The 25,789-nt window shown below is 61.8% G+C and carries 25 protein-coding genes; 3 read left to right on the forward strand and 22 right to left on the reverse strand.

Annotated features, from left to right (window positions below; all coding sequences use genetic code 11):
- Positions 1–38 precede the first annotated feature (38 nt).
- The 8 genes from AACH87_RS13535 to AACH87_RS13570 form a co-directional block, all read right to left on the reverse strand.
- Positions 39–314 carry a FixH family protein gene (locus tag AACH87_RS13535; RefSeq protein ID WP_338794981.1) on the reverse strand — a complete coding sequence of 92 codons (276 nt, stop codon included), beginning with the start codon at positions 312–314 and terminating at the stop codon, positions 39–41.
- Positions 315–359: 45 nt separating this feature from the next.
- The gene (ccoG, locus tag AACH87_RS13540; RefSeq protein WP_338794982.1) at positions 360–1,811 is read right to left on the reverse strand and encodes a cytochrome c oxidase accessory protein CcoG; all 1,452 of its coding nucleotides are present in this window, start codon (positions 1,809–1,811) and stop codon (positions 360–362) included.
- Positions 1,812–1,918: 107 nt separating this feature from the next.
- A complete protein-coding gene (ccoP, locus tag AACH87_RS13545; protein WP_338794983.1) occupies positions 1,919–2,827 on the reverse strand; it encodes a cytochrome-c oxidase, cbb3-type subunit III in 909 nt (302 codons plus the stop codon).
- A gap of 24 nt (positions 2,828–2,851) precedes the next feature.
- Positions 2,852–2,989, reverse strand: a complete 138-nt coding sequence (locus tag AACH87_RS13550) for a cbb3-type cytochrome c oxidase subunit 3 (RefSeq protein WP_121455861.1) — start codon at positions 2,987–2,989, stop codon at positions 2,852–2,854.
- 12 nt (positions 2,990–3,001) lie between these two features.
- Positions 3,002–3,634, reverse strand: coding sequence for a cytochrome-c oxidase, cbb3-type subunit II (ccoO, locus tag AACH87_RS13555; protein WP_338794984.1), 633 nt, complete (start codon positions 3,632–3,634; stop codon positions 3,002–3,004).
- 16 nt (positions 3,635–3,650) lie between these two features.
- A complete protein-coding gene (gene ccoN / locus AACH87_RS13560; RefSeq protein ID WP_338794985.1) occupies positions 3,651–5,090 on the reverse strand; it encodes a cytochrome-c oxidase, cbb3-type subunit I in 1,440 nt (479 codons plus the stop codon).
- A 64-nt stretch (positions 5,091–5,154) separates the two neighbouring features.
- Complete coding sequence (ccoS, locus tag AACH87_RS13565; RefSeq protein ID WP_338794987.1) at positions 5,155–5,292, reverse strand: cbb3-type cytochrome oxidase assembly protein CcoS; 138 nt, start codon at positions 5,290–5,292, stop codon at positions 5,155–5,157.
- Positions 5,292–7,832, reverse strand: coding sequence for a cation-translocating P-type ATPase (locus tag AACH87_RS13570; protein WP_338794988.1), 2,541 nt, complete (start codon positions 7,830–7,832; stop codon positions 5,292–5,294). The genes ccoS and AACH87_RS13570 overlap by 1 nt, the downstream gene beginning before the upstream one ends.
- Before the next feature lie 101 nt (positions 7,833–7,933).
- Here AACH87_RS13570 and AACH87_RS13575 point away from each other — a divergent pair, with 101 nt between their 5' ends.
- Positions 7,934–8,377, forward strand: a complete 444-nt coding sequence (locus AACH87_RS13575) for a universal stress protein (RefSeq protein WP_338794989.1) — start codon at positions 7,934–7,936, stop codon at positions 8,375–8,377.
- Between the two features lie 170 nt (positions 8,378–8,547).
- Here AACH87_RS13575 and AACH87_RS13580 read toward each other — a convergent pair whose 3' ends face one another.
- The 6 genes from AACH87_RS13580 to AACH87_RS13605 all read right to left on the reverse strand — a co-directional run bounded on the left by AACH87_RS13580 (position 8,548) and on the right by AACH87_RS13605 (position 14,377).
- Complete coding sequence (locus tag AACH87_RS13580; RefSeq protein ID WP_108625129.1) at positions 8,548–9,261, reverse strand: ABC transporter ATP-binding protein; 714 nt, start codon at positions 9,259–9,261, stop codon at positions 8,548–8,550.
- Positions 9,258–10,022, reverse strand: coding sequence for an ABC transporter ATP-binding protein (locus AACH87_RS13585; protein ID WP_338794990.1), 765 nt, complete (start codon positions 10,020–10,022; stop codon positions 9,258–9,260). Before AACH87_RS13585 ends, AACH87_RS13580 begins: the two co-directional genes overlap by 4 nt.
- Positions 10,019–10,909 carry a branched-chain amino acid ABC transporter permease gene (locus AACH87_RS13590; RefSeq protein WP_338794991.1) on the reverse strand — a complete coding sequence of 297 codons (891 nt, stop codon included), beginning with the start codon at positions 10,907–10,909 and terminating at the stop codon, positions 10,019–10,021. The genes AACH87_RS13585 and AACH87_RS13590 overlap by 4 nt, the downstream gene beginning before the upstream one ends.
- Positions 10,910–10,921: 12 nt before the next feature.
- On the reverse strand, positions 10,922–11,797 hold the full coding sequence (locus AACH87_RS13595) for a branched-chain amino acid ABC transporter permease (protein WP_338794992.1): 876 nt from the start codon (positions 11,795–11,797) through the stop codon (positions 10,922–10,924).
- Between the two features lie 96 nt (positions 11,798–11,893).
- The gene (locus tag AACH87_RS13600; protein WP_338794993.1) at positions 11,894–13,114 is read right to left on the reverse strand and encodes an ABC transporter substrate-binding protein; all 1,221 of its coding nucleotides are present in this window, start codon (positions 13,112–13,114) and stop codon (positions 11,894–11,896) included.
- Positions 13,115–13,144: 30 nt separating this feature from the next.
- Positions 13,145–14,377: an amidohydrolase family protein gene (locus tag AACH87_RS13605; protein ID WP_338794995.1), complete on the reverse strand. Its 1,233-nt coding sequence runs from the start codon at positions 14,375–14,377 to the stop codon at positions 13,145–13,147.
- A 237-nt stretch (positions 14,378–14,614) separates the two neighbouring features.
- On the opposite strand from AACH87_RS13605, the gene AACH87_RS13610 reads away from it, so the two are divergent.
- Positions 14,615–15,622 (forward strand): LysR substrate-binding domain-containing protein, encoded by a 1,008-nt coding sequence (locus AACH87_RS13610; RefSeq protein WP_338794996.1) that lies wholly within the window; start codon positions 14,615–14,617, stop codon positions 15,620–15,622.
- Between the two features lie 137 nt (positions 15,623–15,759).
- On the opposite strand, the gene AACH87_RS13615 is transcribed toward AACH87_RS13610, so the two are convergent.
- The 8 genes from AACH87_RS13615 to lgt all read right to left on the reverse strand — a co-directional run bounded on the left by AACH87_RS13615 (position 15,760) and on the right by lgt (position 25,024).
- On the reverse strand, positions 15,760–16,200 hold the full coding sequence (locus AACH87_RS13615) for a hypothetical protein (RefSeq protein WP_338794997.1): 441 nt from the start codon (positions 16,198–16,200) through the stop codon (positions 15,760–15,762).
- Positions 16,201–16,450: 250 nt separating this feature from the next.
- The gene (locus tag AACH87_RS13620; RefSeq protein WP_338794998.1) at positions 16,451–17,527 is read right to left on the reverse strand and encodes a Shedu immune nuclease family protein; all 1,077 of its coding nucleotides are present in this window, start codon (positions 17,525–17,527) and stop codon (positions 16,451–16,453) included.
- 505 nt (positions 17,528–18,032) lie between these two features.
- A complete protein-coding gene (locus tag AACH87_RS13625; RefSeq protein WP_338795000.1) occupies positions 18,033–19,586 on the reverse strand; it encodes a malonyl-CoA synthase in 1,554 nt (517 codons plus the stop codon).
- A 76-nt stretch (positions 19,587–19,662) separates the two neighbouring features.
- On the reverse strand, positions 19,663–20,466 hold the full coding sequence (locus tag AACH87_RS13630; RefSeq protein ID WP_338795001.1) for an enoyl-CoA hydratase/isomerase family protein: 804 nt from the start codon (positions 20,464–20,466) through the stop codon (positions 19,663–19,665).
- A gap of 141 nt (positions 20,467–20,607) precedes the next feature.
- Positions 20,608–21,606, reverse strand: coding sequence for a tripartite tricarboxylate transporter substrate binding protein (locus AACH87_RS13635; protein ID WP_338795002.1), 999 nt, complete (start codon positions 21,604–21,606; stop codon positions 20,608–20,610).
- A 138-nt stretch (positions 21,607–21,744) separates the two neighbouring features.
- Positions 21,745–23,244: a malonyl-CoA decarboxylase gene (locus tag AACH87_RS13640; protein WP_338795004.1), complete on the reverse strand. Its 1,500-nt coding sequence runs from the start codon at positions 23,242–23,244 to the stop codon at positions 21,745–21,747.
- Complete coding sequence (locus AACH87_RS13645; protein ID WP_338795005.1) at positions 23,241–23,909, reverse strand: GntR family transcriptional regulator; 669 nt, start codon at positions 23,907–23,909, stop codon at positions 23,241–23,243. The genes AACH87_RS13640 and AACH87_RS13645 overlap by 4 nt, the downstream gene beginning before the upstream one ends.
- A gap of 293 nt (positions 23,910–24,202) precedes the next feature.
- Entirely contained in the window at positions 24,203–25,024 is an 822-nt protein-coding gene (lgt, locus tag AACH87_RS13650) for a prolipoprotein diacylglyceryl transferase (RefSeq protein ID WP_338795006.1), read from the reverse strand.
- A 200-nt stretch (positions 25,025–25,224) separates the two neighbouring features.
- Here lgt and bfr point away from each other — a divergent pair, with 200 nt between their 5' ends.
- Positions 25,225–25,701 carry a bacterioferritin gene (gene bfr, locus AACH87_RS13655; RefSeq protein ID WP_338795007.1) on the forward strand — a complete coding sequence of 159 codons (477 nt, stop codon included), beginning with the start codon at positions 25,225–25,227 and terminating at the stop codon, positions 25,699–25,701.
- Positions 25,702–25,789 lie beyond the last annotated feature (88 nt).

Raw genomic sequence — 25,789 nt, forward strand, 5'->3', positions numbered from 1 at the left:
GCTGAGCTCTTCACAAAGAGCATCGGGACCAACTTAACTCAGCGCGGCTGGTCCTTCAAGGGGGTTAGCGCGTGGTTTCGGCCCTTCACGGCAGGCAACATGCTGGGGTCTGCCTTCTCCAGCGTCTTGTTGATATCGATGCCTTGCTGGTAGTAGTCCTCTGCCACCACCGGATCGGGCCTGGACATGGCAATCCACAGCGTAACAAACCCGGCAACGACCACCAATGCTGGCCCTGCCAGCACGAGCCAGACGTGGCCAAACTTCCACCAAGGTGCCGAACCCGAAGGGGCTGCCGAAGAAACTGCTGACATATTCATCTCCTTCACATTCAGGCTTGCAAGCCTAAGCTCCGCTGCTTACCTGGGAACCAAAAATACTGTTTTCTCTGCCACGTGGGCACCACTTTCAGCACCAATCTCTACCGTGATCGGATGGGAGCCGGGCGAGGCAGAGCCATAAGGCACCTGGAGCCGCACAGCCACCCAGCGCGACTGGGCGGGCTCGATCTCCACCTCTGTCTCAGAGGCCACTTCCAAGCCTTCCAGCCCCTTGGCGCCAATGCGATAGCGCTGTGGCGCCTCAGTGGCATTCATGATCTGGATACGGTAGACGTTTTCCAGCTTACCCCCTGCCACGATGCGCGACAAGGCCGCACGGTCGCGCACCACGTCCACCTTCAGCGGGGTGCGCATTACCAAGCTGGCCAGCATCGCCACACACAAAGCCACCAGCACAGCGCTGTAAATCAATACCCGAGGACGCAGAACACGGCGCAGGATCTGGGATTGAGTCCAACGCTTGACCACCCCGTTCTGGGTCGTGAAACGGATCAGCCCGCGGGGGTACTTCACCTTGTCCATCACGGTGTTGCAGGCATCCACACACAGGCCGCAGCCTATGCATTCGTACTGCAGCCCCTTGCGGATATCAATGCCGGTCGGGCACACTTGCACGCACAGCGTGCAGTCAATGCAATCGCCCAAACCCTTGGCCTTGTGGTCCACATTCTTGCCGCGAGGACCACGCGGTTCACCACGCTCCACGTCATAGCTGACGATGAGGGTGTCCTTGTCAAACATCGCGCTCTGAAAGCGGGCATAAGGACACATGTACTTGCAGACCTGCTCCCGCATGAAGCCTGCGTTCCCGTAGGTGGCAAAGCTGTAGAAGAAAACCCAAAAAATCTGCCAGCTGCCCTGAAAGGCGAGCAGCTCTGCACCCAGTTCACGGATCGGCACAAAGTAGCCCACAAACGTGAACCCAGTCCACAAGGCCACAGCAATCCACACGGTCTGCTTGAAGAACTTCTTGCGGATTTTTTCAAAATTCCATGGCCCGCCATCCAGACGCAGCCGTGCACTGCGATCCCCTTCGATCTTGTGCTCAATCCACATGAATATCTCGGTATACACCGTCTGTGGGCATGCGAAACCGCACCACAAGCGCCCCGCTACCGCCGTGAACAGAAACAGCGACAGGGCCGAGATGATGAGCAAGCCCGTCAGGTAGATAAAGTCCTGCGGGTACAGCACCAATCCAAAAATATAGAAGCGCCTGGCGCCCAGGTCGAACAGCACCATCTGGCGCTGCCCCCACTCCAGCCAGGGCAAGCCGTAAAAGACCAGCTGGGTGAGAAGCACCATGGCCCAGCGCCACCGTGAAAACATGCCGCTGATAGAGCGCGGGTAGATCTTCTTTTGCGCCTCGTACAGGGAGATGATCTCAACCTGGCTGCTGCCCTCAGCACTGTCGGCCGGGGCGGGAGCGATGGGAATTACCTTGCGAGGGGACTCGCTGGGGGGATTCATAAGCGCGCTCTTCTAACGGATGGAAACTTCAAACGAGAACGAATTACAGATTGCACAGCACAAAAGGCAAAAGGGCGGTGCCCGAGGGAACCGCCCTGCCTGTCATATCAAGGCGCCTTGTTGTTGGATAAACCCCAGACATACGAGGCCAGTACCTTGATCTGCGACTCGGTCAGCTTCTCTGCCTGTGCGGGCATCTGGTTGACCTTGCCGTTGTTGATCATGGCGGTGATGGCACCCTCACCCCAGCCATGCAGCCAGATATCGTCGGTGAGGTTGGGTGCACCCAGTGCCTGGTTACCCTTGCCGTCCATGCCGTGGCAGGCAGCACAGGCAGTGAACTTGGACTTGCCCAGCGAGGCCCGCAGAGAGTCGTGGGGGCTGCCAGACAAGCTCAGCACATAGTGCGCAAGGTTGCGGACGTCTTCAGGCGAACCCACAGCTGCAGCCATGGGAGGCATGTTGCCGATACGGCCCTTTTGCAGGGTTTCCAAGATCTTGTCGGGTGTGCCACCGTGGAGCCAGTCGTTGTCTGTCAGGTTAGGAAAACCCTTGCTGCCGCGAGCGTCAGATCCGTGGCACTGCGCGCAGTTGTTCATGAACAGGCGCTCGCCAATCGCCTTGGCTTGTGGGTCTGCAGCGATGCTTTCGGGCGTCATGGCAGCAAAGCGTGCGTACAGAGGCTCCAGCTCCTTGTTGGCCTTTGCCACTTCAGCCTCGTACTCACCCTTCTGGCTCCAGCCCAGCTTGCCAGCAGAGCTGCCCAGACCAGGATATGCCGCCAGGTAACCCAGGCCAAAGATGATGGTGATGACGAACAGCCACACCCACCAGCGTGGCAGGGGGTTGTTCATCTCAACCAGGTCTTCGTCCCAGACATGGCCTGTAGTGTTGTCGGCGGTTGCCACAACCTTCTTGCGCCCTGCCATCCAAAGCAGCAAGGCACAACCAATGATGCCGACCAAGGTCAGCGCGGTCACAAAGACCGACCAGAAATTGCTGGTGAAGTCACTCATGGGTTTCTCTCATTCTGGTGGAGTTCATTCTTGCTCAAACGGCAAGCGAGCAGCTTCATCAAACTTGGCACGGTTGCGGCCCATGTAGGCCCACACCCAGATGCCAATGAAGCAGGCCATGGAGGCCAACGTGGCCACAATGCGCATGGTGGTGATGTCCATTGCTGCTCTCCTTTACTTGAGCGCGCGGCCCATGACCTGCAGGTAGGCAATCAGTGCATCCAGCTCCGTCTTGCCCTTGACCTCTTCAGCGGCGGCAGCAATCTGCTCGTCGGTGTAAGGCACGCCCACAACACGCAGAGCCTTCATGCGAGGCGCCACATCGGATGGGTTGACCGCAGTCTTCTCCAGCCATGGGTAGGCGGGCATGTTGGACTCTGGCACCACATCGCGGGGGTTGGTCAAGTGGATGCGATGCCATTCATCGCTGTACTTGCCGCCCACACGGTGCAGATCGGGACCAGTACGCTTGGAGCCCCACTGGAAGGGGTGGTCGTACACGAATTCACCAGCTACCGAGTAGTGCCCATAGCGCAGGGTTTCAGCGCGGAAGGGGCGGATCATCTGCGAGTGGCAGTTGTAGCAACCCTCGCGGATGTACACATCGCGGCCCATCAGCTGCACTGCGGTGTAGGGCTCCACGCCCTTTACAGCCTCAGTGGTGGACTTCTGGAAGAACAGGGGCACGATTTCCACCAGACCACCAATGGCGATCACCAGCAGAATCAGCACGATCATCAGGAAGTTGTTGGTTTCAATCTTCTCGTGGGAGAAACCGGCCGCAGCTTGGTTGTTGTTTTGAGACATGTTCGCTCCTTGAGGCTCAGGCGTGGGCTGCGTTCACAGCGGGAATCGCCACCTTGACCGAACGGCCAGAGATTGCAGTGGCCCACACGTTCCATGCCATCACCAGCATGCCGCCCAGGTAGAGCAGACCGCCAGCCACACGGATCACGTAGAAGGGGTAAGTAGCCTTCACGCTCTCGACAAAGGTGTAGGTGAGCGTGCCGTCAGGGTTCACAGCGCGCCACATCAGGCCTTGCATCACACCGGCAATCCACATCGCAGCGATGTACAGCACGATGCCGATCGTGGCCATCCAGAAGTGCAGCTCAATCGCCTTGATGGAGTGCATCTTTTCGCGGCCAAACAGACGGGGCACCAGGTAGTACAGCGAGCCCATGGAGATCAGCCCCACCCAGCCCAGGGCACCAGAGTGCACGTGGCCCACAGTCCAGTCGGTGTAGTGGCTCAGTGCGTTCACGGTCTTGATGGACATCATCGGACCTTCGAACGTGGACATGCCGTAGAACGACAGCGACACGATCAGGAAGCGCAGGATAGGATCGTCGCGCAGCTTGTGCCATGCGCCCGACAGGGTCATGATCCCGTTGATCATGCCGCCCCAGCTGGGGGCCAGCAGGATCAGAGAGAACACCATGCCGACGGACTGGGTCCAGTCAGGCAGCGCGGTGTAGTGCAGATGGTGAGGACCTGCCCACATGTAAGTGAAGATCAGGGCCCAGAAGTGCACGATCGACAGGCGATACGAGTACACGGGGCGGCCAGCCTGCTTGGGGATGAAGTAGTACATCATGCCCAGGAAACCAGCGGTCAAGAAGAAGCCCACGGCATTGTGGCCGTACCACCATTGCACCATGGCGTCTTGCACACCGGCGTAGGCAGAGTAGCTCTTCATGAAGCCAGCAGGCACTGCAGCACTGTTGACCAGGTGCAGGATGGCCACGGCCAGGATGAACGCGCCGAAGAACCAGTTGGCTACGTAAATGTGCTTGACCTTGCGCGTACCCACCGTGCCGAAGAACACGATGGCGTAGGACACCCACACCAGAGTGATCAGGATGTCGATAGGCCACTCAAGCTCAGCGTATTCCTTGCCCGATGTATAGCCCAGCGGCAAGCTGATGACCGCAGCAAGAATGACCAGCTGCCAGCCCCAGAAAGTAAAGGAGGCCAGCGCGGGCGCAAACAACCGGACCTGGCTGGTGCGTTGCACCACGTAGTAGCTGGTGGCAAACAGCGCACAGCCGCCAAACGCGAAGATCACTGCATTGGTATGCAGAGGACGCAAGCGGCCATAGCTGAGCCACGGAATGCCGAGGTTGAGTTCAGGCCAGGCCAGCTGGGCGGCGATGATGACGCCCACCAGCATGCCCACTACCCCCCACACCACGGCCATGATAGAAAACTGCCGCACAACAGTGTCGTTGTAGTGCGCAGTATTTGTTTTTGGAAAATCCATCGGGCACCTCTTTGTATTGCGATACAAGTTTTAACCAGACCAGCCTTGCGGTTATTGACGAAAGTCAACCGTCCCGGAGAATCCGCTCCCCCTCTTGCTCCACGCTTTCGAACTGCCCGCGGTACACCGCCCACCACAGGCCCGCCAGGATCAAAAGCACCAGCACCACAGACAACGGAATGAGTAGGTAAAGGATGTCCATCAGGCAGGCTCCACGGTGTTGAGAGAAGGGGCAGCAGTTGCCAGCGCAGACACGCCAGTTGCTGACGAGGAAGACGGAGTGCCCTGTGCACCCGGTATTGCTGGGGGCAGCCCCACGGAAAGCCGAGCCGCATTCAGCACCACGAGCAAAGAGCTCAGCGCCATGCCCAGCCCGGCCAGCCACGCAGGCATCCAGCCCACCACAGCCAAGGGCACGCAAAGCGCGTTGTAGCCAGCGGCCCACCACAGGTTCTGCCGCACGATAGCAAGCGTCTTGCGTGCCAGCAGCACGGCCTGTGGCACCAGCGCCAGGCTGTCGCCCAGCACCACAAAATCAGCCCGGGCACGCGCAAGAGGCACTGCGCGGCCAAAAGCAAAAGACACATGGGCACCTGCCATGACGGGGCCGTCGTTCAGCCCATCGCCCACCATGGCCACATGGCGGCCTGCCGACTGCAGGCCCTGCAGCGCGACCAGTTTGTCCTGCGGCGTGCATGCACCACGCGCCTGGGCAATGCCCGCCTGCGCCGCGACACGCTGCACCGCCTCGGGCCGGTCGCCCGACAGCATTTGCACTGCAATGCCAGCATGGGCCAGAGAGCGGACGACCTCTGCCGCCTCTGCGCGCAAATCCTCCACTAGGCCAAAGCGAGCCAGCTCGCCCATGCGCCCGTCACTGCCCTGCTCTGCCAGCATGACCCACAGGGCTGCGTCAGCCCCGGTAGCGGCTGAATCCGAGGCACGCTGTTGAGGCACAGCACCCGTGTGCAAGGCAGACCCCAGGCGCAGCAGGCGGGGCTGCATTGACCCCGAGCGGTCCAGCACACGGGCACACAGGCCCAGGCCCGCCTCCTCTTTCACATCCTCCACCACCCAGCGCCCCACATCTGCAGCGCAAGCCTGGGCCGCCGTAGCCAAAGCACGCGAGGCGGGGTGCAGCGAATGCTGTCCCAGCGCCGCCGCCACTGCCAGTGCGGTCTGCTGGTCCCAACCACCATCCACCCCAGGCGCCACCTGCACGGTTTGCAGGGCCATGGCATCACGGGTCAGGGTGCCCGTTTTGTCGAACACCACCGTATCCACTTGCGCCAGCGCCTCCAGGCCTTGCAGGTTGCGCACCAGCACACCACTGCGGGCCAGGGTGCCCGCAGCCGTAAGCATGGCCACCGGGGTGGCGAGCGAGAGCGCACAGGGGCAGGTCACGATCAGCACAGCCACCGCCACCATCAGCGCATGACCAGGATCCTTGGGCCACCACCAGGCGGCTGCAGCGATGGCCGCCAGCAACACAGCGACCAGAAACGGCCGGGCAATGCGGTCAGCCAGTTGGGCCAGCCGGGGCTTTTGCAGCGCGGCGCTTTCCATCAGGGCCACGATCTGAGCGAACCGCGTCTGCGCCCCCACGCCGTCCACCCGCACTTCCACAGGGGCCTGCAGGTTGTAGCTGCCTGCCGTCACCCCACTGCCCTCGCCGCGTTGCACGGGGGTGGATTCGCCGGTGAGCAGCGCTTCGTCCACCTGGGTGTTGCCACGGGTGATGTGGCCGTCTGCGGGGAAGGCCTCGCCGGGCAGCACGCGCACCGTGTCGCCCACCGCCACCCGCCGCACCGCCACGCGGGCAAAGCTGCCGTCCGGCTGCAAGCGCTCCACGCTATCGGGCAAGCGGTTGAGCACGGCCTCCAGCGCTCCGGCAGTCCGGTCGCGCAGCCGCAATTCCAGCCAGCGGCCCGTCAGCAAAAAGAAGACAAACATGGTGAGCGAGTCGAAATACACCTCGCGCCCAAAAATGCCGTTGGGGTCAAACGTGCCCGCGGTACTCACCACAAAGGTGATGCCCATGCCCAGTGCCACGGGCAGGTCCATACTCACGCGCCGCAGGCGCACGTCGCGCAGCGCACTGCTGAAGAAAGGCCCGCAGGCAAAAAAGATGACGGGCAGAGAGATGACCCACGACGCCCAGCGCAGCAGGGTCTCCATCTCTTGCGACAAGTCGCCGGGCTGCGCCACGTAGGCGGGCCATGCGTACATCATCACCTGCATCATGCAGAACCCGGCTACCAGCCAGCGCCACAGGGCGCGCCGGCTTTCGGTCTGCCGCTGGTTGCGCACAAAGGCGTCCATGGCGGGCATGGCGCGGTACCCGGCTTGGGCCACAGCGGCCATCCACTGCGAGGGCAACACGCGCCCCGGCTGCCACACCACGCGGGCACGGCGGGTGGCGGCACTCACGTCTGCCTCCAGCACACCGGGTACGGCTTTGAGGGCATCCTCAATGGTCAGCGCGCACGCTGCGCAATGCATGCCGTCCAGCACCACATGCGAATCCCAGGTTGAGCTGGCGGGGTCTGTGCCCGCGGGCAGCTCTATGGCCTGGCCCGCTGGCGTGCAGGGCCTGCCAAACCCCAGCCACTCCTGCGGATCATCCAGCAGCGTGGCAGCCGCAGACACCTGCTCCGACGGCTCAGACAGGGTGTCGGCGGAATGCGTGTCGGCAGCAACCGTCACCAGAGGTTCCGGCGCACCGGAGCGAAACATTGACATGGTTCAAGCCTATCCGTGCAACGTGACATGCTTATTGACCTGGATCAAGTCCGAAAAGATGATGCATCCTAAGCTTGTTCCATCACTTTGAGGAGCACTTCATGTACAAACGCATCCTGATCGCAACCGACGGCTCTCCCCTCTCGGACAAAGCCGTGGACAGTGGCCTTTCCCTGGCCGCACTGACTGGCGCCTCGGTCGTCGCACTCAAGGTGGTGCCCCGCTACCCCCGCAGCTACTTTGAAGGTGGCCTGCCCGTGGACGCGGGCGATATCAAGCGCATCGAAGGCCAGTGGGGCGATGCAGCCCAGGCCCTGGTAGATGCGGTGAAGGCCAAGGGCACTGAACATGGCGTGACGGTGAAAGCCGTGACGGCCAAGTCCGACATGGTGGCCGAGGCCGTGATTGCCGCAGCCAAAAAGCACAAGTGCGACTTGATCGTGATGGCATCGCACGGCCGCAAGGGCCTCAAGCGCCTGCTGCTGGGCAGCGAAACCCAGCATGTGCTGACGCATTCGCACATTCCTGTGCTGGTGCTGCGTTAAGGCCTCAAAAGCCTTGTAGCGCTTATCAATAAAGCGCAAGCAGCTATCAAATACATAGCAAAAACCGAGCAGACGATTGTCTGCTCGGTTTTTTTATGGACGTCGCGGTCTCGCCACACGCGCGCAGTGGCAGCACGCTACGCGGGCCTTTGAGCAGGTTCTTGGCGCAGTCAATGGTTGCCCAGATACAACTGCGCCATGCGCTCATCGGCCAGCAGCCCCTGCGCCGGGCCCTGCAGCACGCAGCGCCCCTGGTCCAGGATGTAGCCCTGCTGGCTGATCTGCAGCGCCTGGCGTGCGCGCTGCTCCACCATCAGCACCGCCACGCCTGCAGCAGGCAGCTTCTGCACCATGTCAAACACCTTGCCCACCAGCGAAGGCGCCAGCGCTGCCGTGGGTTCGTCCAGCACCATGATGCGCGGCGACGGCATGAGGGCGCGGGCAAAGGCCAGTTGCTGGCGCTCGCCGCCGGAGAGGTTGCTGGCGGGCTGCGGCAGGCGCTCCACCAGCGCGGGAAAGTCCGCCAGCACCTCGTCCATGCGCTGCTTGAGGTGCTTCACGCCCCGCACCACCTGCAGGTTCTCGCGCACGGTGAGCGACGGGAACACGTTCGCCACCTGCGGCACATAGGCCAGCCCGGCGTCAAAGCGGTCTTCGGCCGACAAGGCCGTGATGTCGCGCCCGCCCAGGTGGATGGTGCCCGCCACCCGTGGCAGCAAGCCCAGCAACGCCTTCACCAGCGTGGATTTGCCCGCGCCGTTGGTGCCCGCAATCGTCACGATCTCGCCCGGTGCCACGGCCAGGTCAATGCCGTGGATGATGTCCACCTCGGAATACCCGCCACGCAACTGCGCGATCTGCAGCAAGTTGTCTGCGCCGCTCATACCACCCCTCCCATGTAGGCTTCCTGCACGCGCGGGTCGTCCAGCACGGTGTGCGGGTCGCCCTCGGCCAGAATCGCACCCCGGTCCATCACGATCATGCGGTGCGACAGCGACTTGAGCGCCTGCAGGTGGTGCTCAATCACGATGAAGGCAATGCCCTGCCCGTTCAGCTCGCGCACGCGGTCGCAAATCTCTTCGATCAACACCGGGTTGACCCCGGCAAACGGCTCGTCCAGCAAGATGCAGCGCGGGTCCAGCATCAGCACCCGGCCCAGCTCCACCAGCTTCTTCTGCCCGCCCGAGAGGCCACCCGCCTTCACATCGCGCACCCGCGCCAGGTTCAAAAACTGCAGGATGCGGTCGGCCTTGATGGAGAGCTGTGCCTCATGCTCGCGGCGGGCGCGGGTTTGGAAGAAGGCGTTCAGCAGCCGCTCCCCCTGCGGGTTGGCAGCTGCGGCCATCAGGTTTTCGTGCACCGTAAGGCTCTTGAACTCACGCGGGATCTGGAACGTGCGCACCAGCCCCAGCCGCGCGCGGCGGTACGGCGGGATGCGCGTGATGTCCTGCCCATCAAACTGGATCTGCCCTGCATCCGCGGGCTGCTGCCCGGCAATGGCCGCAAACAGCGTGCTCTTGCCCGCACCGTTGGTGCCTGCAATGCCCAGAATCTCGCCCGCCCCCAGTTGCAGCGACACACCGTCCACCGCCTTGAAGCCCCCGAATTGCCGCGTGACGGCATCGACTTTCAGCATCGTTGTCATTTGGCACTCCCTGCCGAGCCACCGAACAGGCCGTTGGGCTTGTACAGCGTGACCAGAATCAGCGCCAGGCCCACCGCCGCCAAACGCAGGCTGGCCATGCCGACTTCAGACACACCCGGCACCCAGTCTTTGGCAAAGCGCGAGCCTTCCAGAAACACCATGAGCAGCAGCGAACCAAACACCGCGCCGCGCACGGTGCCCGAGCCGCCCATCACCAGCCCCATCCACACATAAAAGGTGATGAGCGGAATGAACTGCTCTGGCGTGATGAAGGTGATGAAGTGCGCATAAAACGCCCCCGCCAGCCCGGCCAACGCAGCCCCCAGCATGAACACCTGCACCTTGAACCAGGCCGGGTCTTTGCCCAGCGCAGACAAGGCGGCTTCGTCATCGCCAATGGCTTTGAGCAAGCGGCCAAACGGGCTGGCCGCCAGGCGCACCGTGCCCCAGGCCACCAGGGCGACCAGCGCCAGCAGCGTGGCAAAAATCGCCACGTCTGACACACCACTGCCCCACGATGCAAACAGCTTGGGCAGGCCCGGCAGGCCCTGCACCCCCTTGGTGAGCCAGCTTTCTTGCTGGATGGAAATGCGCACCGCTTCCGAAAAACCCAGCGTGACGATAGCCAGGTAGTCATCCCGCAGGCGCAGCGACAGCAAGCCGATGGGCAGCGCCAGCACACCAGCCAGCACGCCCGCCGCCACAAAGCACAGCACCAGCGGCACGCCTTGCAGCGCCAACAGGCCCGAGGTGTAGGCGCCCACGGCAAAGAACGCCACCACGCCAAAGTTGACCAGCCGGGTCAGGCCGAACTGCAGGTTCAGCCCCAGCGCCAACAGGCAGTAAATGAGGGCAACGATGCCAATGGCACAGAGGTAAGCAATCATGAATCGGACTCCTTACCGCACCAGTTGCACGCGGCCCATGATGCCTGCCGGGCGCACCAGCAGCACCAGCGCCAGCACCACAAACGACAGCACCAGCTTGTACGACGGCCCCATCAGCGGCACCGCCAGCTCTTGCGCCACACACAGCAGCAGCGCGCCCAGCACTGCGCCCACCGGGCTGCCAATGCCGCCCAGCACCATGGCCGCAAAGGCGGGAATCAAACTCTCCCATCCCATCTCGGGGCTGACCACGGCCTTCATGCCCAGCAGCACGCCGCCCAGTGATGACAACGCCCCCACCAGCAGCCACAGGCTCAGCATGAGCCCGCCAGCGCGGATGCCGCTGGCGCGTGCCAGATCCGCACTGTCGGCCACGGCGCGCAACTGGCGGCCAAAGCTGGTGCGGTAGATCAGCACAAACACCACCAGCAGACACGCTGCCGCCACGGCGGCAATCGCCAGATCGGTAGGCAAAACACGGATGCCGCCAAAGTTCCAGGCGCGCACCAGGGGCAAGTCAAACGTGCGCTGGTCGTGCCCGGCAAAAAAGCCAATCAGGCTGCGCAGCAAAAACCCGAGGCCAATGGCCGCCAGCATGGACGACACCATGGGCCGCCCGGCCAGCTTGCGAAAAATCAGCTGGTACGAGCCCGCCGACACCATGGCTGTGATCACCATGCTGCCCAGCGCAGCCACCCACAGCGGCCAGCCCGTCAGCAACTGCACGGCCACGGCGGCATAGGCCCCCGTGGTCATCATGTCGCCCGCAGCGGCGTTCGGAAAACGGTTGACGCCCATCACCAGGGTCATGGCCAGCGCGGGCAATGCCACCACCAGGCCTTCGATCAATCCATTGATCAGCAGGTTTACAAAATCGATCCAGGTCATTGCGTCATTCCGTGCACATCTCGCATGTGGTTGCCCTGCGCCGTCAAAAAAATACAAAGCCCGGCACCCGCCCCTGCGGCACGCCGGGCACGTTGATTACATCGTGATGGACACCACGTCGCGCCGCACCAGCTGGCCCTTTTCGATGACGAACACGCCAAAGTCCGGCGTCACATCGCCCGCCTTGTCAAAGTCCAGCTTGCTCGATGCGCCTTCGTAGTTCACCTTGGCCTTCTTGGCCAGTTGCGCCTTGCCTTCGGCAAAGGTGAACACGGCCGTGCCGGGCGCGTTGGAGACATCGCGCATCTTTGCGTTGATCTGCTCCACCGTGGCCTTGGGGCCCGCAGCCTCCATGGCCAGGGCCAGCGAGATCACCATGTCGTACGCCATGGCGGCGTAGATGTTGGTGGATGCCGCCTTGCCGGTGGCCTTGGTGAAAGCTGCGTCAAACTGCGCATACGAAGCGCTCTTTTCGTTGGACACGGTGTCCACCGAAATAATGCCTTCGCACACCTCTGCACCCAGGGCCTTGACCAGATCGGGGTTGGCAGCCCAACCGGGAATGATCCACTTGGTATCCGCGCCCGACTGGAACCACTCGCGCAGGATGATGGTGGTGTCGGGCAGGTACGAGCCCATCACGATCACATCAGGCTTGGCGGCCAGAATTTTCTGCAGCTCGCTGCGGTAGCTGGGGCGGTTGGGTTCGTACGTAACGTGTGCCGCCACCTTGCCGCCGCGCTTTTCCCAGGCTTTGGTAAAGCCTTCCACATTGCCCAGGCCCGATGCGTTGTTGAACGCCATGGTGGCAGGGCGCTTGAAGCCGCGCTTGGTGCAGATCTCGGCAAAGGCCGCGCCAAAGCGGTCGTTGGTGGCCTGAAAGCGCCACACCAGGTCCTTCGTGTCCAGCGTAGAGATGGTGGGCGCGCCCGACACGTTCATCTGGATGATGCCTGCGGCATCCGTCAGCGGCATCACCGCCAGCGTCACGCCCGATGCCCAGGTGCCCAGCACCGCCTGCACCTTGTTCACCTCGATCAGCTTCTTGGCTGCCAGCACGGCGGCGTCGGGCTTGGTCTGGTCGTCTTCGGTGTACAGCTCCAGCTTGCGGCCACCGGCACCGCCAGCGGCGTTGACCTCGTCCACCGCCATGCGAATGGCCTGCTGCATGCCCGGGCCGTAAGGGCTGCCTGCGCCGGTGATGGGCGTGAGCGAGCCGATGCGGAACACATCGCCCTGCTGGCTGAAGCCGATGGAGGGAAGGAGCTGCAGAGCCGCTGCGGCACCGCCGAGCTTGACGAAATTTCTACGTTGCATGGTGATCTCCGGTCAGGTCAGGGTTGGAATTCAGAGGGTGTTCTTGACGAAAGCGCCGTCCTTGACGATGGCGCGGATGTGCTCGCCCTGGCCCAGCAGGCAGGCGATGTCGGCGAGCGGGTCGCCATCGACCAGCAGCAGGTCGGCAATGGCACCCGCAGTGATCTCGCCCAGCTGGCCTTGCTGGCCCAGAATCTCCGCGCCAATCAGCGTGGCCTGCTGCAGCACCGGGCCGTTGCCCAGAATCTCGGCGCGCAGGCGCAACTCGTCAGACTGCAGGTAATGCGTTTCGGCCAGCAGGTCGCTGCCCAGGCCCATCTTCACGCCCGCCTTGGCCAAAATCTTGATCGCCTCTTTGCCCTGCCCGCGCACGCTGTCGATCTTGGCGACGGACGCAGCAGGCAGGCCATAGCGCTCGCCCTCGTTGGCCAGGCCTTCATAGGTGATGAGCGTGGGCACCATGAAGGCACCCAGCTCGGCCATGAGTTCGGCCGTGGGCGCATCTACCAGATTGCCGTGCTCAATGGTGCGCACGCCGCAGCGCACGGCGCGGGCAATGGCGCGGGGCGTGTAGGCGTGCGCCATCACGTAGGTGTTGGCGTTGGAGGCCTCTTCCACAATGGCGCGCAGCTCGGCTTCGGAGTAGCCCAGGTTGCCAATCGGGTCGTTGGGCGAGGCCACGCCGCCCGATGCCATCACCTTGATCTGCGTGGCGCCCTTCAGGATTTCTTCGCGCACCGCCAGGCGGCAGGCGTCCACCCCGTCCACCACGCGGCCAATGTTGCCCAGCTTGTACGCGCACGAGCACACATCCAGGTCATCGTTGCGCTGGCGAAAGTCCGCATGCCCACCGGTTTGCGACAGCGCCTTGCCCGAAGGGAAGATGCGCGGCCCCTGCACCAGCCCTGTGCGCACCGCCTCGGCCAGAGACCAATCGGCACCGCCCGCATCGCGCACGGTGGTGAAGCCACGGTCGAGCATGCCCTTCATGATGGGCAGCGAGCGCAGCATGGTGAACACATTGGGCATCTTGGCCACGGTGCCCAGGTTGAACGACGAGGCCACCACATGCACATGGCAATCGATCAGGCCGGGCATCAGCGTCATGCCCTTGGCGTCGAGCGTGGTGGTGCCCTCGGGCACCTGCAGGTTGGCACCCACCGCAGCAATGCGCCCGTCCTGCACCAGAACGGACAGGCCCGCGCGCAATGTCAGGGCATGCACATCCAGAACGCGGCTGTTTTCAATCAACAAAGTGGTCATGAGCAAGGTCAAGAAGGTGTCGAAGGACTTCCGGAATACTCATGGCCCACAAAATGCAAGCCACGGGTTTCAGGGCGCGAATGTCATGGCCTCAAACTGGTGCAACGCACCATCCCTCAGAGGCAAATCCATGACATCGATATGTCACAAGATGCATTTATCAGGCCAATCGCCCTTGGCCGCAACGCCTAAAATCTCACCCACCCATGAGTACTACTCATACCGAGGGATAACCCTATGCGCCGCCTCTGCCCCACGATTTCAGAGCTGAACGCCTTTCACTCTGCCGCCAAGCACCTCGCTTTCACCATGGCCGCGCGCGAGCTGTGCGTGACGCAAAGCGCCATCAGCCGCCACATTGCCGCGCTGGAGGACTACCTGGGCCAGAAGCTGTTCATCCGCAAGGCCACCGGGCTGGAGCTGACCGAGGCGGGCGCCACCTACCTCAACGCCACCCGCCCCGCCATGGCCGCGCTGGAATCGGCCACGGCACAGCTCATGTCGTACGGGGGCGATGGCGGCTCGCTCAACCTGTCGGTGCCGCCCACGTTTGCTGCGCAGTGGCTGTTTCCGCGCCTGGGGCACTTCAAGCGCACGCTGCCGCAGGTGTCGCTGAACTTTGTGCGCTACCAGCACGCGCACGACTTTGCGACGCCGCACGAGTTCGACGCCGCCATCCAGTACGGCTACGGCAACTGGCCCAGCGCCAATGCGCGCTACCTGATTGGCAAAGAAACCAGCATCGTCTGCAGCCCCCAACTGCGCGACGCCCTGCCCCTGCGCACCCCGCAAGACCTGCTGCGCGCCACGCTGCTGCAACACATCGAAGTGCCCCTGGCCTGGCAAGACTGGATGGAAGCGAACGGCCTGGACACCAGCGCCAGCCGCTTCGGGCCAGGCTTCAACCTCTACTCGCTCATCATCCGCGCCGCCGTTTCAGGCTTTGGCGTGGGCATCGTGCCCACCTGCCTGGTGGAAGACGAACTGCAGGCAGGCACGCTGGTCGAGCCCCTGAAAGACCGCTTTGACAGCCCGCTGGGCTACTACCTGTGCGCGCCCACGGCCCGCACCAATTTGTCGGTGTACCGGCTGGTGGCCGGGTGGCTGGAGCATTGCTGCAACCATGCGGAAGGGGCTGCTGCGCCTGCGACTGCAGAGGCTGGGTCGGGCTGCATTTTTTGCGCGCCGCAGCAAGGGGCAAGCAGTGCCAACGCCACCACCACGGCTGCAGCCATGGCGGGTTGACTGAGCCAGCGCGATGGTAGCGCCGGGCGTTGAGCAAACAGCTTTTATAAAATATGGCTCTAGCGCTTATAGATAAAGCGCAAGCAGCTATCAATTAAATAGCAACTGACTTTTGCATCCAGCAGCCAAGACAGGCCTCACTGGGCCCTGCATTGAGACGAGGTGCCGGACACCACGGAGTAATCAAACTCCGCATTGATGGAAATGCACGCCGACTCTGGCGATGAGGGTGCAAACCACGCCACCACCTCCGCGCCGTTTTCAGCATCGTGAAAGAAGCGGTCGACCTTGGACCATTCCACCTTGAAGCTCTCGCTGTCTCTGCAAAACATTCGGGTGCTGGTGTAGCTCTTGCCGGAGACAACGTAGCTGTACTCCACAACCGGAAACTGACCAGTGAACTGGCGAATGCCTCGGCCTACTTGCACGGGGCGGCTGTCAATTTTGAGGAACCGCACCGGTGTGCTGAGGTAGGCACATGGGGTGGTTGGAGGAGTCAGAAAGACAGGGGCAAGGGATGCACCAATGATCACGGCCAAGGCGATTGCGAGGGGGATGGCGAGGATGCGGCGATTCATTGGAGAGGTCTGACGAGGCTGGAATAGACCAATTTCACATTACCACCGACGACATTTGGTGTACCGCATCTGACGCTACGGACAATGTTTTGCTGTCATCTTTGATCAGAGCTAAAACGGAAAATCGGCCAACCGGACAGCCTTGGGGCCGGACCACAGGCCTTGGGATTGTTCGCTCTTAGAACGTGTGACAAAAGGCAAGACCGAACCCCAGCCATACTTCAGGTCCGGTTGACTGTCGAGTTATACGTCACGCTCTCTGCAACCGCCTTAACCAAGTGTCCCAAGACTCAATCCTTATTGGCGGAGTAAACCTACTCTCGTAGTCCTGCCGTTTCGCACTTTCTTCGAGATCGTTCTGTGTGCGACCACCGATCACCACGGTTCTAATATTTATGTCCTTATCTGGATCAACATGAAGTTTGAAGTAGGGGCCAAGCAACGCGTTATGAATCTTCTCGCCTTTCTCTGCGCGAGCGCGAATTTGATGCGCTTCCTTTCGAAATGAATCAAGGGAGCGATAGATAACACCAAGACGAGTACGAATTTGGCCGGCTGCCTCAAGAACTTTGTGATTAAACTCTTTGTAGTGATTCGAGTTAATAAGGTTGAACTCCGATCCCTTCACCTCTATCAGGACAATGTCCATCCTTGACCGACCAGTAAATACGACAAAGTCAACTGATCCGTCAGCAACGGGGTATTCTGAGAAGCAAATGTATTCATCGTCCGGCTTCGCATAGGCTTCTCCAAAAATTGAGAGATCAGTTTTTAAGAGCCGCTGAATTTCTTGCTCTCCGGCACCCGACTGAATCAATGTTTCAATGCTGCTTTTCGATATCATGCCCGCGTTAATTTTTAACTTACGGGCAATGACCTCATTGCTGTCTGTGAATCTTGAATCTACGAATGGATTTCTCTGAAATCTTAGGCTGTCCGCCTGCTCAACTATTCTTCTGTTCAAGACACTTCTGTCATCCAGTTCAGTTGGATCGCACCCCAACATTGCTAGCGCTTCATCGCGCGACAGCTTCGACCAATCCGTTTTGGGATGCAGTGTGATCCTGTCGAAAGTGTCGGATAGAGGAGTGTCGCGCTCGTAGTGTTCAATGAAGATCGCGGGCTCCAGAACAAGACCTTGGCGGAGAAGCGAATCTATGACTGTCTCAACAGCATTCGTCACTGACTGACCGTCGTTCTTATCACCAAGATCGGTTAGCAAGACCGTAGTGCCAGATTGGCCAACAAATGAACGTACTCTGCACAATCCGCGACTGACGCGGTTTTTTCCATCGTGGAAGCTATGGACTATATCGAGTATTTTCATGACGTATAACTAACAAAGTAAGCCGCCTGCAGTATGCGGTTCGGCTTGAGCGACGGTTTAGCAGCAGTACCAAAGATTTAATGCTTTAGCTGAAGTCGATGGTTACGCGTTTGCCACCTGCTTGGACAATACGAATGAGTGAATCTGCGGATCTCCCGCCAGCCTTGACAGTAACTGGAGCAGCGGTGCTTTGAATAACGCGAATAACTGAATCTGCACTCAAACTTTCGCCAATAACGATTGGACCTCCAGCCGCTTGAGCAACGCGGATGATTGAATCAGCACATATGAGACATATGTTCCTCAAATAATTTTTAACGCTAACTAGATTTAGACGACGACAGTCAAATCAACAGAGGCCTGATAACGTATTTCGACACGAATACTTTCCTGACATTATGCACCTCCCCATTTTTAGGCAAACCTAAAATTTCGCGGATGGATGCATTCCGGTGTTTGCGCTGATCAAGCCCCGCCAAAGCGGGACCGGATGCCGGCCTTACATTCAAGCAAACAACCCCTTGTACTGATCCCGCAGCAAATTCTTCTGCACCTTCCCCATCGTGTTGCGCGGCAATTCAGCCACGACGAAACACTTCTTCGGAATCTTGAAGTTGGCCAGCTGTGACTTGAGCTGGGCCACGATGGCATCGGCATCCAGCTGGGCGCCGGGCTTGGCAATGACTACGGCCACGCCCACTTCGCCAAAGTCTGGGTGCGGCACGCCGACCAGCGCGCTTTCGGCCACGCCGGGCATTTCGTTGATGTAGCCCTCGATCTCTGCGGGGTAGACGTTGTAGCCGCCGCTGATGATCAGGTCTTTGCTGCGGCCCACGATGTGGACGTAGCCGCGTTCATCGACCTTGCCCACGTCGCCGGTCTTGAAGTAGCCGTCTTTGGTGAACTCTTCCGCCGTCTTCTCAGGCATGCGCCAGTAGCCCTTGAACACGTTGGGGCCCTTGACCTGGATGCCGCCGATCTCGCCCACGGGCAGGTCTTTGCCGTCGTCGCCCTGCACGCGCAGGCTGACACCCGGCAGGGGGAAGCCGACGGTGCCGCCACGGCGTTCGTCCTGGCCCTTGTAGCGCTTGTCAGCGCTGTAGGGGTTGCTGGTGAGCATGATGGTTTCGCTCATGCCGTAGCGTTCCAGAATGGTGTGGCCGGTGCGTTGCTGCCATTCCTTGAAGGTTTCGATGAGCAGCGGCGCAGAGCCTGCGATGAACAGGCGCATGTTCTTCACGGCCTGTTTGTTCAAGCCTGCCTCGGCCAGCATGCGCACATACAGCGTGGGCACGCCCATGAACACTGTGGCGCGGGGCATGGCGGCGATGACGGCCTTGGAGTCGAACTTGGCCATCCAGATCATCTTGCTGCCGTTGATGAGCGCGCCGTGGATGGCGACAAACAGGCCGTGGACGTGGAAGATGGGCAGCGCGTGGATGAGCACGTCCCCCTTCTTCCAGCCCCAGTATTCTTTGAGCATCACAGCGTTGCTCAGCATGTTGCCGTGCGTGAGCATGGCGCCCTTGCTGCGGCCGGTGGTGCCGCTGGTGTAGAGGATGGCGGCCAGGTCGTCGGAGGCCTTCACAGCAGGGGTGTGCTCATCGCTGTGGTGGGTGGCACGCTCGAGCAGGCTGCCGGTGCGGTCGTCACCCAGGGTGAACACATGCTGCGTGCCCAGGGTGAAGGCGATTTTGCTGACCCAGCCAAAGTTGCCGGGGCTGCACACCACCACGGCGGGCTCGGCGTTGCCGATGAAGTACTCGATCTCGGCGCTTTGGTAGGCGGTGTTGAGGGGCAAGAACACGTAGCCCGCGCGCAGCGTGGCCAGATACAGCGCCATGGCTTCGACAGACTTTTCCACCTGCACGGCAATGCGGCTGCCTTCGGGCAGCTTGAGCGATGCGAGCAGGTTGGCGATGCGGGCGCTGGCGCGGTCCAGGTCACGCCAGGTGTAGTACAGCGGCGTGCCGTCTGCGGCGGTGGTTTCTACGGCGGTGCTGTCCAGGTCAGACGGGAAGGCTGCGCGCAGGGCGCTGAAGAGGTTGTGTTGGCTCATGGCTATTCAGGAGTAACGAAGGTGAGCGGTTGAGAGGTGAACGGTGAAGAAATCAGAGAGGCTTGCATGAAGCGCCTTAAAACCGGGGCGGCCGCTTTTCCAGAAAGGCGGTAATGCCTTCGCGGTGCTCGGCGCTGGCTGCGTAGGCATAGGGGTCGGCAGCAGCATGCACTATCGTTTCGATAGCTGCCTGCGCTTTATCGACGGGCGCTACATGTGTTTTTAATGCCCGCAGCGTCTGCTTGTTGAGGCGGGCGGCCTGGGGTGCCAGGGCGGCGATGCGGGTGGCGCTGGCCAGGGCCTCTGCCGCCACGGCTTCATCGCCCACCACGCGGCTGAGGAAGCCCCGGGCCAGCAGGTCTGCCGCGCTGAAGGTGGCGGCTTCCAGCAGCATCTGGCGGGCCACGGTTTCGCCTACCGCGCCTGCCACCAGTTGGGCCTCCCGCGGGGCCATGGGAAAGCCGAGCTTGGCGATGGGAGCCCCAAAGCGGGCCGATTGCCCGGCCACGCGCACATCGCAGCAACTGGCAATCTCAACCCCCGCGCCCATGCACGCACCGCTGATGGCGGCCACGATGGGCACGTCGCACTGGAGCATGGCATTCAACCCGCCCCACACATCGTTTTCGTGAAAGTCGCGCAGGGCAGCGGCGTCAAAGCGAAAGCCGGGGTATTCGGAGATATCGCCCCCGGCGCAAAAAGCACTGCCCTCGCCTGCGATCACCACGCAGCGCGCATCGGGGCGGCGCTGCAGGTCTTCAAACACCGCACGCAGTTGCCGCCACATGGGCCGGGACATGGCATTGAGCCGCCCGGTGTGGCGCAGGGTGACATGCACCACACCGCCCTCACCGACATGCGTTACCACCTCACCTGTCATATTCGAAGCCCATCACGTTTGCAAAGTCCATTGGCAGCAAAAACCGGCGCAGCACCATCGCCATGGCCACTGTGGAACTGGCTCTGCCAGGCCACGGGTGGCGTCCCCCTTCAGGGGGAAGGCGCGAAGCGTCTCAGGGGGTCAGTCAAGTTTTGCGCCCGAGGCCTTGACCACCTCAGACCAGCGCTTGACCTCGCTGCTGACGAAGGCGGCAAACTGCGGCTGCGTCATGCCGCCGTAGTCGGCACCGTTGCTGGCCCAGATGGTCTTGAGTTCCTCGGCCGTGCCCAGGCGCTTGATTTCATCCACGATGCGGGTCTGCACATCGGCGGGTGTGCCCTTGGGGGCCCACAGGCCGTACCAGGTGCTGACGGTGTAGTCGGGCAGGCCCACTTCGGCGGCGCAGGGCACATCGGGGAAGGCGGGGTTGCGCTTGGTGCCCGACACCAGCAGCGCCTTGATGCGCCCGCCCTTGATGTGGGTGGCTGAGGAGCCCAGACCGTCGAACATCATGTCCACGTTGCCGGCAATCAGGTCTTGCAGCGCGGGGCCCGCGCCGCGGTACGGAATGTGGGTGATGAAGGTGCCCGTTTGCAGCTTGAACAGCTCGCCCGCCAGGTGGTGCGATGTGCCTGCGCCCGCAGAGCCGTAGTTGAGCTTGGCGGGGTTCTTTTTGACGTGGTCGAGAAACTGCTTGAAGTTGGCAGACGGAATCTTGGGGTTGACCACCAGCACCTGGGGCACGCGGGCCAGCAGGGCCAAGGGGATGAAGTCTTTCTCGATGTCGTAATCGAGCTTGGGGTACATGGCCGGGGCGATGGAGTGGTGCACACCGCCCATGAAGAGGGTGTAGCCGTCTGGCGCGGCCTTGGCTGCAAAGCTGGCCCCGACGGTGCCGCCCGCGCCACCGCGGTTGTCAATGACCAGCATCTTGCCGGTGGACTTGGAGAACTGGGCAGACAGCGGCCGTGCAAACGCATCGGTGCCCCCACCTGCCGGGAATGGCACCACCAGCGTGACCGGCTTGGTGGGCCAGGCTGAGGCCTGTGCCCAGGCCGTGCCAGCACCCAGCAAACCGAGGCTGGAGCCTGCGGCCATGCGCAGCAGGCTGCGGCGCTGCAAATCGTTGTCTCTCGTCATTCCTTGTCTCCTGTCGTCGTTATGAAAAGTAGGAAAGTCCGTCCCTGAGAAGCGCTGGATAGCGCCGACCGATGCTGAAAAACACTGAAATCATCAATGGCAACCCAGCCATGGCAGAGGGGTTGCCTGCACAAAATGTTAACTGCGGCAAAGGCTGTCGATGTCTCCCGACACGGGCACCTTGCCCTGCGCAAGCAGGCTGCGGTGCTTGTCGATGCGCTTCAGGTCGTACAGATAGTTCACCATCAGACCATACGATTGTTTCAAACCTTTGGTAGAGGGATCACCCGCCCAGTTCAACCGCTCTACCCTGGCACCGTTACCCAGGTGAAAGCGCGCCACGGCGTCCACCGGCTTGCCTTCCTGCAACTCGCGGCCCAGGTAATGGGCGGCGCATTCGAGCAGCATCTGCCGCACGGGCGATTTGGCGTCCAGCTCCAGAGGCTTTTCCAGCGCGCCCAGAAAATGCGTGGCCTGGGGCGGCTCAAACCCCACCGCCCGGCCCAGTTCGGCCAGGCGTTTTTCGTCCAGCCGCTCCAGCATGGCACCGGCATGCTTGGACAGCCACGCGCGGAAGCCCGGGATGGGCGAGAGCGTGGCAAAGGTGCGCAGGCGCGGAAACTCCTGCGTCAGCGTTTCCACTACATGCTTGATGAGCGAGTCGCCAAAGCTCACGCCGCGCAGGCCCGTCTGGGTGTTGCTGATGGAGTAGAAGATGGCAGTGGTAGCGCGGGCAATGTCTGCGGGCGCGGCGGCCTCGTCCAGCAAGGGGGTGATGCTGGAGGAGATTTTGTCGAGCAACGCCACCTCCACAAAAATCAGCGGCTCGTTGGGCAGACGGGGGTGGAAGAAGCCGTAGCAGCGGCGGTCGCTGTCCAGCCGGTTTTTCAGGTCGGCCCAGCTGCGGATGTCGTGCACGGCCTCGTACTTGATGAGCTTTTCGAGCAGCGACGCGGGCGAATCCCACGACAGGCGGCGCAGCTCCAGAAAAGCCACGTCAAACCAGGTGGAAAACAGGTGCTCCAGCTCGGCGTCCAGCGCCAGCAGGCGCTTGTCGCTTTTGAGCAGGGGCAGCAGTTCGGCACGCAGGTCCACCAGAAAACGCATGCCGTCCGGGAACACGGCAAAGCGCTGCAGCAGCCGGGTGCGTGGCGAAACCAGCGCACGGCGCAGCGAGATTTCGGCCTGCCCTTCGTCTGCCGTGCCTGCAGCGGCTTCGTAGCGCTGGCGGGCGGTTTTGACCTTGTCGGCATCGGGCGTGAACTGTTCGCACAGCAGCAGCCACATGTCGCGCCGCTCTTCTGCGCCTGCCTCGGCGTACCACTGGGCCACGGCCTGCGCGCGCCTGCCACCTTCCACCTCGCTCACCTGGGGGGCCACCACGGCCTGAAGGTCGGCCAGCAGCTTGCGCAGCGCGCGGGGCGACAAGGCCTCTTGCCCGCGCCGGAGGGTGGCCTGCAGCCGCTCGTGGGTGGGCCGGGGCGCGGCCACTTTGGCGACCACATCGGTCACACCCGATTTGTCGGCGCTGACGCGCGCCAGCTTGTCAGGGCCCTTGCCGCCCTCTTTCTGGGCTGCAGGTGCTGCAGCGCGCAGGCGGGACACACTGCGTGAGATCCATTCGGCGGTGCTGTTCATGGGGTCAACCTCGATTGGTGGTTACGGGCAACATCGCGCAGCGCATCGCGCTGGCGCAGAAGGTGGTTGCGCATGGCCTCTTCAGCCGCACTGCCGTTGCCTGCCTTGAGTGCGGCAAACACGGCCAGATGCTCTTGCAGGCTGTGCTGCAGGCGACCAGGGGCATGCAGTTGCTGCAGGCGGGCCAGGCGCAGGATCTTGCGCAAGTCACCAATCACCTGGGCCAGCCAGCGGTTGTCGGCCAGGGTGATGAAGGCCTCGTGGATGGTGTGATTGGTTTCGTAGTAATCGGTAATGCGCCCTTCCTGCGCGCACTGCTGCAGGCGCAGGTGCAGGGCCTCCAGCGCAGCCACATCGGCACTGCCCGCCTTGAGGGTGGCCTCGTGCGCGGCGCGCCCTTCCAGCAAGGCGATGACAGGAAAAATCTCGTCCAGATCGCGCTCGGTGACCTCGGCCACAAAGCAGCCCCGGCGCGGCTCGTGGCGCAGCAGGCCTTCGGCCACCAACACCTTCAGCGCCTCACGCAGCGGGGTGCGCGAGATTTCCAGCCGCTCGCACAAGGCCACTTCGTCCACAAAACTCCCGGGCGGCAACACGCCACCAAAAATCTGCTCGCGCAGCCGCGAGGCGACTTCATCGTGCAGGGAGTTAGGAACCGAACGCATGGAAAGGGCTGCTCCTGAAGTGTGAAAACGCTGGACTGCACCGGGCTGCTTTGCACCTGAGGCACGGGCGAACCGGGCACCGCATGAGCCGTAATTTCTCATAATTATGGGAAATCACAAGGTGGAAACCCCTAGACCGCACCTTCTCCACGGGGATTTGCGGCCTGAGCGCAACGGGCACGGGGCGCGTGCATTCCCCCACAGGCTTGGCATCCTCGTTTCATTCACCCATAAAAAAAGCTGCCAGCGCTTGAACAGCAAGCGCTGGCAGCTATATTTTCAGGAGCAAAAGCTCAGGCGGTCTTGGTGGCGGGCTGGCGTTGCGCCCACACCCACAGTGCGATGCCTGCGGCCACCATGGGCACGCACAGCCACTGGCCCATGCTCATGCCCAGCGAGAGCAGGCCCAGGAAACTGTCAGGCTCGCGGAAGTATTCGGCAATGAAGCGAAACACTCCGTAGCCAACCAGGAAGGCGGCAGCGACTTGGCCCTGCTTGCGTTCACGTCGCGCATACAGCCACAGCAGCACGAAGAGCAGCAGCCCCTCCATCAAGAACTGGTACACCTGCGAAGGGTGGCGCGGCTGCAGGGAACCACTGTGCGCAAACACCATGCCCCAGGGCAGATCGGGGCTGGCAAAGCGGCCCCACAGTTCGCCGTTGATGAAGTTGCCGACCCGCCCTGCAGCCAGCCCGGTGGGCACGCAAGGCGCTACAAAGTCAGCCACTTGCAGCCAGGGGCGTTTGCGCGAATGGGCAAACCACAGCATGGCGGCAATCACCCCCAGCAGGCCGCCGTGGAACGCCATGCCGCCCTGCCACACCGCAAAAATCTCCAGCGGGTGGGTAAGGTAGTAGCCGGGCTTGTAAAACAGGCAGTAGCCCAAGCGGCCCCCGATGACGACGCCCGCCACCCCCAGAAAAAGGATGTCTTCCACATCGCGGCGGCTCCACGCCTGCGCGCCAGACATCGAGGCAAACGGCTCATGCCGCAGCCGCCGTGTTCCCAGAAACATGAACAGCCCGAAGGCCACCAGGTAGGTAATGCCATACCAGTGGATGGCGACAGGGCCCAACTGCAGGGCAACGGGATCAATGTGGGGGTAAGTCAGCATGGTGGGCGGTATTGTGCCCGCAACGCATGAAACTTCTGTTCTCGCACTGGGATTGCGCATACGCCGGTCGCAATGCCATCAAAGTGATAGCAACGCAAGCGCTAATGATGCCGGTTCGCATGCAGAGTGAGATGCGGGGTTATGGTCCATAACCCCAGCGGCAGGCGCGATACTCGCCCCCTTACAAGAACGGAATCACCATGCAGGGAAACCCACAAGTCATCGAATATTTCAAGAACCTGCTGCGCGGCGAACTGGCAGCGCGCGACCAGTATTTCATCCATTCCCGCATCTACGAAGACCAGGGCCTGGTGAAGATGTACGAGCGCCTGGACCACGAAATGCAGGAGGAAACCCAGCACGCTGACGCCCTGCTGCGCCGCATCCTGTTTTTGGGTGGCATGCCTGATATGCGCCCCCACCCCTTTACCCCCGGTACCACGGTGGTGGAGATGCTGCAAAAAGACCTGGCTGTGGAATACGAAGTGCGCGATGCCCTGCAAAAAGGCATGGAGCTGTGCGAGAGCGTGCGCGACTACGTGAGCCGCGACCTGCTGCTGGCCCAGTTGCGCGATACCGAGGAAGACCACGCCTACTGGCTGGAAAAGCAACTGGGACTGATTGAGAAGATGGGCTTGCCCAACTACCTGCAGAGCCAGTCGCGAACTGCGGCCTGAAGGGCCTGAGCCCAGGCACACCCGACCTCTTCGCAGGTTTTGGTCAAATCGTGCTCTGGCACCCTCCAATCAAGCGCAAGCAGCTATT

This window comes from Acidovorax sp. DW039 (assembly GCF_037101375.1).
Lineage (GTDB): Bacteria > Pseudomonadota > Gammaproteobacteria > Burkholderiales > Burkholderiaceae_C > Acidovorax.